Source organism: Neisseria sp. 74A18 (assembly GCF_001308005.1).
Lineage (GTDB): Bacteria > Pseudomonadota > Gammaproteobacteria > Burkholderiales > Neisseriaceae > Neisseria > Neisseria dumasiana.
Genome location: NZ_LGZA01000051.1, coordinates 1 through 6,888 on the forward strand (window position 1 = coordinate 1; position 6,888 = coordinate 6,888).

Annotated in this window: 7 protein-coding genes, 1 tRNA gene and 2 pseudogenes; 2 read left to right on the forward strand and 8 right to left on the reverse strand. The window is 40.1% G+C overall.

The window, feature by feature from the left end:
- Positions 1 to 218 (reverse strand): annotated as a pseudogene (locus tag AKG43_RS12880) (IS5/IS1182 family transposase); the annotation flags it as partial.
- A gap of 89 nt (positions 219 to 307) precedes the next feature.
- On the opposite strand from AKG43_RS12880, the pseudogene AKG43_RS13450 reads away from it, so the two are divergent.
- Positions 308 to 453 (forward strand): annotated as a pseudogene (locus AKG43_RS13450) (lipoprotein signal peptidase).
- 238 nt (positions 454 to 691) lie between these two features.
- Here the strand turns inward: AKG43_RS13450 and AKG43_RS11325 are convergent.
- From AKG43_RS11325 to rlmD, 7 genes are all read right to left on the reverse strand, one after another.
- Positions 692 to 767: transfer RNA gene (locus AKG43_RS11325), tRNA-Asn, on the reverse strand.
- A gap of 90 nt (positions 768 to 857) precedes the next feature.
- Positions 858 to 1,220 (reverse strand): roadblock/LC7 domain-containing protein, encoded by a 363-nt coding sequence (locus AKG43_RS11330; RefSeq protein ID WP_054617396.1) that lies wholly within the window; start codon positions 1,218 to 1,220, stop codon positions 858 to 860.
- A gap of 68 nt (positions 1,221 to 1,288) precedes the next feature.
- Positions 1,289 to 1,930 (reverse strand): hypothetical protein, encoded by a 642-nt coding sequence (locus tag AKG43_RS11335; RefSeq protein ID WP_054617397.1) that lies wholly within the window; start codon positions 1,928 to 1,930, stop codon positions 1,289 to 1,291.
- Between the two features lies 1 nt (position 1,931).
- Positions 1,932 to 2,468, reverse strand: a complete 537-nt coding sequence (locus AKG43_RS11340) for an ATP/GTP-binding protein (protein WP_054617398.1) — start codon at positions 2,466 to 2,468, stop codon at positions 1,932 to 1,934.
- Positions 2,469 to 2,487: 19 nt separating this feature from the next.
- Entirely contained in the window at positions 2,488 to 3,582 is a 1,095-nt protein-coding gene (locus AKG43_RS11345) for a hypothetical protein (protein ID WP_054617399.1), read from the reverse strand.
- A 26-nt stretch (positions 3,583 to 3,608) separates the two neighbouring features.
- A complete protein-coding gene (locus AKG43_RS11350) occupies positions 3,609 to 4,964 on the reverse strand; it encodes a 23S rRNA methyltransferase (RefSeq protein WP_369799580.1) in 1,356 nt (451 codons plus the stop codon).
- A 280-nt stretch (positions 4,965 to 5,244) separates the two neighbouring features.
- Positions 5,245 to 6,528 carry a 23S rRNA (uracil(1939)-C(5))-methyltransferase RlmD gene (gene rlmD, locus AKG43_RS11355; RefSeq protein WP_082403086.1) on the reverse strand — a complete coding sequence of 428 codons (1,284 nt, stop codon included), beginning with the start codon at positions 6,526 to 6,528 and terminating at the stop codon, positions 5,245 to 5,247.
- A gap of 18 nt (positions 6,529 to 6,546) precedes the next feature.
- Here rlmD and AKG43_RS11360 point away from each other — a divergent pair.
- The coding region (locus AKG43_RS11360) for a transposase (RefSeq protein ID WP_197273120.1) at positions 6,547 to 6,888 on the forward strand (342 nt) is incomplete at its 3' end.

Genomic DNA, 6,888 nt, shown 5'->3' on the forward strand with positions numbered 1-6,888 from the left:
GAGAGGCTGTGCCATTGGCCGAGCAGGACGGCTTTGAACATGGAGAGCAAAGGATAGGCGGGACGGCCGCCGTTGTCGCGCACGTAGCGGGTTTTGCGGCCGGCGAGGTATTGTTCGATGGGTGTCCGGTCAAGAATACGGTCGAGTTTGATGAGGGGGAAGCGGTCGAGATGTTTTTCGATGTGGTTGAGGGCGTCGGTGTGTAAAAAGCTGCTCATGAACAAAATCCTCTAAATTCCCGGAGTTTGATGTGAGTGGGAATTTAGAGGATTTTTGAGGGTTTTGCAAAGGTCTCGGCCTGAGACCTTTGCAACATCTCCATTTGCGGCGCATTTCTGCGTTATGTGCTGCCCGCTTGCTTAGCCTTATTATGATATATCTGCACTCGCTGTGCTGCTAAGCCTTGAACGGCATCCATATCTGAGGGTTTTGCAAAGGTCTAAGGCTGTCTGAAATTTCAGACGGCCTTTTGTCATATGCAAATTGCTCGTGCAATGGGTTTCTTATGGAGTGAATTTCTTAATTCTTAGGTTCGAATGAGAAAAGAGCATTAAACTGATAAGGCGGTAGGCATATGTTTTGATTTTGTAACAAAGGTGCTTTAAAAGTTTTGTAAAATTTGAGACCGTCTATCAAACCGTCTAAAAACAAAACAGGCCGCAATTACTTGCGGCCTATCTTTTGACTTATTTGGCTCCCCGACCTGGGCTCGAACCAGGGACCTGCGGATTAACAGTCCGTCGCTCTACCGACTGAGCTATCGGGGAATAGCTTCACATTATATTAACAAATTAAAAATTTGTCAACAATATAAAACATTTTTAATCTTATTGCTTAAACAACTATTTTGTTAAGAGTTATAAAATATCCGCAATATGTTTTGCCGCTCGCTTAGCATCCAATAAAATCAACCCCAGCTTACCGCTCTCTCGTGCCATCAATGCAAGAACTGCACTATTACCAGCCTGACTCAATAAAACATATCCATGAGATCCTTTAACCATGACTTGATCCAGCTCTCCACAAGCCAACTCATGAACTGCACGATTACCTAATGCAAGCAAAGTAGCAGACATTGCACCTACTCGATCAGCATTCAAATTATTAGGTAATAAAGTTGCAATAGGTAAACCATCAGTTGAAATTACAGCCGATGCCGTAATATCTGTGGATGTATTATTCAAATCACTTAATACTGAAATTAATAATTGTTCACGCATATTTTTATCCCGTCAATATCATATCAATAGACTTAAAGCCTGAGTAATAATTTCTAATCTTTCGGTTTTTAATATTTACCGTAACGATTATGCAAAACTTTAACTAGAATAACGAACTCTTCTTTATTCAAATCAGGAACCCCACCAATTACCAAAATCAGTTTACTCATACCAATATAAAGCGGGAAAAAAGTCAACTCACTTTGTCCTGAAGGATCGCAAATACCCCAAGCACTATGGTGAATATGTAAATTATTTTTGATAAGCAGCTGATGTCTATCAACTACTTCAGCAATCTCACCTGCAAGAATACCTACCTCTTCAGCTGCTTCGTGGTGAAATCCAGCATTTGCAAAATACAATCCATTCTCATCAGCCAATAACGCTTTACCTGAATTGGACAATTTAGCCAGTAATTCAGGTAACTGCTCATCCGACAGATTTAAGTCTTCATTACCTACACTCTCGTCACCATACAAAAACTCAAGGCGCTGCAATCTGTAAAGTAGATTTAAAGCACTTTCAAAGTCATTGGTATCTGCCCATTTCATTAATTTATCACTACTGATAGTTTCATTTGGATCAGCACGTAAAAGGCCATAAAGTAATGTGCGACTTGCGCTAGCAGTATCTCCGGAAACTGCATAATATGCACCAGCCGGAGTAATTTTAGGGTACAAATTTGATTGTAAAGAAAGTGTAGATTCCATTTTATACCTCTAATCCCGGATCAATCGAAAAGAGCATCGCACTTACCAACTGTTTAACGTCGTCCTCCCGACGTGCATCAATTTCAAATACCGGTACATTAAAATTATTTTGAGCCAAATATTTCTGATATACGTCCACCCCAGGCAATGAACGGATATCCATTTTAGTAACCCCCACAACTAAAGGAGCTGTTTTGAGTAACTCTCGAAAAGCATCTAGGAAAAATTGTAAGTCTTTTAAAGGGTTTGTTCTTGTATTGTCTAACAATAGAATTAAACCCATGCTACCTTGACTCAAAATTTCCCACATAAAATTAAAGCGCTCCTGACCAGGAGTACCATATAAGTGAACTTTAGTTTCTTCATCTAAACGAATAACACCATAATCCATGGCCACTGTAGTATAACCTTTTCTCACTAAAGTCATATCAGATGCATCAGCATCAGTTTGAACAGGCGGCTCATCAGATAATGCAGAAATGGCTGTTGTTTTGCCTACACCTACTGGACCGGTAAAAATAATTTTATTTTCTTTCATATTACTATCACTCCTAATATTATTTCTTACCGATCAACTTACGCATTAATCTTTGCAACAGGCTTCTTGGTTGCTCAGCCGAAGGACTTACCGCTTTTTCTGCATCCCTAGCCATTTGATTATCTGGCACATCACCACTCACATTAACCTTATCTCCAACAATATTAGTTTGTTTGCCGTCACCTGAAAATTCCGCATCAACTGCCAAAAAACCAGTCACATGAGTCGCAGCCAGATAATTGAGAATATCAGGCATTTCTAAAGGCATTACTTTATATAGTATGTTTAAATTAACCGATGTTTTTGTCAAAAATGCTGAAAGACGCATTGACTCCGGAACAGATGCCAGACGAGTTAAATTTGGCCAGCGCTTTAAAGTAAAAATTGTTTGCGGTGTCATTGGATAAATCAGACGGCCTTGAGCAGTCCAAATAGTCATCTGCCATAAACAAGACATTATCGTAACTTTGGCTTTTTCTTTCCATTGCGGATTATCTGGGACTGCTTTGCAAACTACTGATAAATTATCATCTTTGCTCAACTTCTCCAGCTCGGTAGCGCTTACCGTAAGTAATACACGCTGTATGCTAGGAAAAACAATAAGAACTGGTTTGCCGTTATACAACACTGCGATATCTTGATGCCCCTGGCTGGCAAATTTTAAAGCACCAAGCAAACCTCTTTGAGGGTTAAAACGACGGATGGTTGCTTTTCGTGAGCCATTGGCTTCAGAACTATTGCCTTTATCCGTAGTTTTATCAGTCACCTCGAAAATATTGCCGCCTTGAGAGAGGCTTCTTAAGATAGGAAATAAAGTATCAAATTTAATTGGCTTAGCTAAATAAGGCGTGGAAACTGTCGGCTCTTTGACAGAAAACATCACAACAGGTATTTTGCCGTATTCATCTTTTAACCTTTGCCAGCTTGCAAATCCTTGCTCTGAATCAGTATCTACTAAAATCAAATCCGGCTTTTCCCCTGAGTCCGGCAGCACGATTTCATAATTAGTAGTATTGTGCATTTTAAATGCCATGCGGAATACAGCTTCTTGCTGCTCCCCCATGTCCTTAAGCATAATCCGCACTGTTTTTACTTTAGGTAACAAATTATCCATTATTAGAGTGCTCTTAAAAAATATTGTTATTTAGAATGTTGATTTACACGACGTAAAAGTTGGCTCATAGCCAAGACAACCTCTTCCGGCAAGCTTGCCACTTTTTCTCTAAGCAAACGCAAGAATTGCTCTAATCTAGGCCAATCTTCCGCACGTTCATAAAGATCAAACAACATTACATATAATTGTGATTCTTGAGGATATTGCAGAACAGCCTGTTCCAAAGTACCTATAGCTTGATCGAGCTGACCATACATAAGTAAAGATTCAACTTCTTTAATGGCTTCTTCTGCAGGAGAAGAATTCTCACTAATCATTGAAGAATTTTTTTGTACCAAGTCACGATATTTGGATTTTAATTGAAGGGAAGTCGGCTCTAGATAACCACGCTCCAAACCAATTTCACGAACTTTTTGTTCAGAAGGCCCTTTTTCCAAATCATCAAATAGCTCATGATAACCTAAGCTGTATCCCCAACCCAACATCCTTTCTTTTACTTGACGTCCATACTGGCCCAATGAGTAATATAGTTTCCAAAGATGCTTAGCAAATTGATTTACTTCTTCGTGCTGGTAGTCAAGTTTGAGGGCATCAATAATCAAACTAGCTGGTTTCGAAGATTTCTGAATAGCTTTATTGTATTGACGTAATGCTGTTTGATAGTCCACCTTGCCTTTCAAAATTCTTGCACTCTTCTCAGGCTTTACAAAACCAATTACCGCGCCCATTTCTTCACTGCTAACTTTGTCCAAATCCTTGTTACCCATAACCAAGGGGTTACGTGAAGGTAAACTAACATTGCTATGGTTGTGGCCATTAACAGCATTGATTGTCAGCGAAGGTACCCCTGAATCAGATTGAATGTCTTCCAGCCCAGTTTTCTCGCCAATAATTCGTGCAACTTCTTGCATGCCCCAGCCCAAACGACTTTCCGCCATCACCCTGAGAGGGAGATGAGTAGAATTAGCCATCAAACCAGCCTTAACATACTCCGCTATATTTTCTTCCGAAAGAGTATTGCCGTGTTTATCTAAAGTATCGGCTAGAAGATCAATATCATTAGTACGCAAACTCAGGCCGATAAGCTCGTGCACCAGCTTCTCAGGCGCTCCGTCGCTGAGATTATTTAAATAACTCGCCAGCGATGCGGCTGCCTTCGCCTCATAGCCAAACTGCTTATAAACCTGATATTCAGTTAAAGGATCTACTTCTTGAGCGGAAACTGCCGCAGTTGCCGCTTCAGAAGCGGCTCCTCCATCCCATCCCCAATCCTGATTATCGCTTTCCGACACAGATTGACTAACCTGATCCATCCAATCACCACCATGCTGTGGCGACTGCTCCGATGTGTCAACACGTCGTCTTTGGTTGCCGGCACGCATATTTTTTTGCTTCTGGCTATTTTTACCAGAGCTCTGTTTATAGCGTACAAACAATAAGATAAGCAATGCAGACAGCAGCAATATAATAAAATGTGAATAATCCAAGGATATCTCCCGATGCGTCTAAATATCTCGACAGCTTACTACAGTTTATCCGAATTCAATAAATTCAAGTTTAAAACGTTATTTAAGCCATACTGCCCCCTTGAGGGGTTAATGATAACATGATTTAACTGTTTATTACACCAACAACCTCAGTTTATCATCATTGCCAATTGCATTAATACAACTCGAATAATGCTATCGCTTCAACATGTGCTGTTTGTGCAAACATATTCATTACCCCCGCTGATTTAAAACAATAACCTTTATCAACCAATACACTAGCATCTCTTGCCAGTGTTGCAGGATTACAGGATACGTATACTATTCTTTTAGGCAAATAAGGTGCATGCAACGATTTCACTACGGCATAAGCACCATTTCTCGGAGGATCAAGTAACATTTTGTCAAATCTCCCCCAATCTGCAATTGTTTTCCTATCTGTTTTAAACAAGTCAGCCTGCTTGAATTCGATATTACCACATTGGTTTAAAATGGCATTTTTAGAAGCCCGCTGAACAAGATAGTCTGCTCCTTCTATACCTATGATTCGCGCTCCGCTTTTGGCCATTGGGATCGTAAAATTACCTAAACCACAAAACAAATCGGCAATCCGCTCTTCTTTTTCAGCCTGAATCAAAGACAAAGCCCTATTGACCATTAACGCATTCATCTGCATATTAACCTGAGTAAAATCTCCCGGCAGAAGATAAGGCATGACAAAATCATATTCAGGCAGAGTATAATCAAGTGATAACTGTGAATCTGTATCAACAGGATAAGCTTGGTCTTTATTATGTTTAACCCATATTTGCCACAAACGGCTACCTGCTTGATTGAGGCCGTCTGAAAACCTTTTCAACAACTCTTGCGCTGACTTGTTCAGTATGTTTTGCATACAGACATTCAAAACTGTCACGCGTTCCCCAAAAAAACATTCTACATAATTAACCTTCCCATTTATCTTAACTAATTTTTGCAATACAGATTTTAATTCGGGGAGAATATCTGATACTAAAGCCGGTAAAATATCGCAACCTTTAATATCAACAACTGAATGACTGTGTTTTTCCTTAAACCCTAAACTGAATACTCCTTGTTCATTTTCAGAAACGCTAAAACGCACTCTATTCCGATAGCCCCACTCCAACCCGTAAATAGGCGGCAAAAATTCATCAGGCTTGACTCCTCCTATTTTTTCCAATTGTTCTTCCAATATTCTTTGCTTATATGCAATTTGGGCTTTAAGTGTTGCGTGTTGCAATACACAGCCTCCACATGTATCGAAATAACAACACTTTGGAAAAACACGCTCAACCGACGGTTGCAACACCTTTATAACTCTCGCTTCACTGAAATGCTTTCTGTCTTTTTCTATAAAAAAAGAAACACGTTCAGTTGGCAATGCTCCATGAATAAAAACAGTCTTGCCTTTTATCTTGGGGCTGACGTAGATTAGCAGTCATGATAGGCTGCCAAAATGAAGATAACCCACTGTAAGTTAAAGAAGAGTCTGCAAAGAAAACTGCTTGAATATTTTGTATTGGAAGTAACCGCACGTTCTGCTGCCGATATCTTGGGTATTCAGCCCAATACGGCTATTCTCTTCTACCGTAAAATCCGTCTTGTTATCAGCCATCATTTGGCTTTGGAAGCAGATCAGGTTTTTGAGGGCACTATAGAATTGGATGAGAGCTATTTCGGCGGTAAGCGTAAAGGAAAGCGCGGTAGGGGAGCAGCAGGTAAAGTGGTGGTTTTCGGTATCCTTAAACGTGGAGGTAAGGTTTATACGGTTGTAGTGAATAATGCCCGAAAGGAAAGT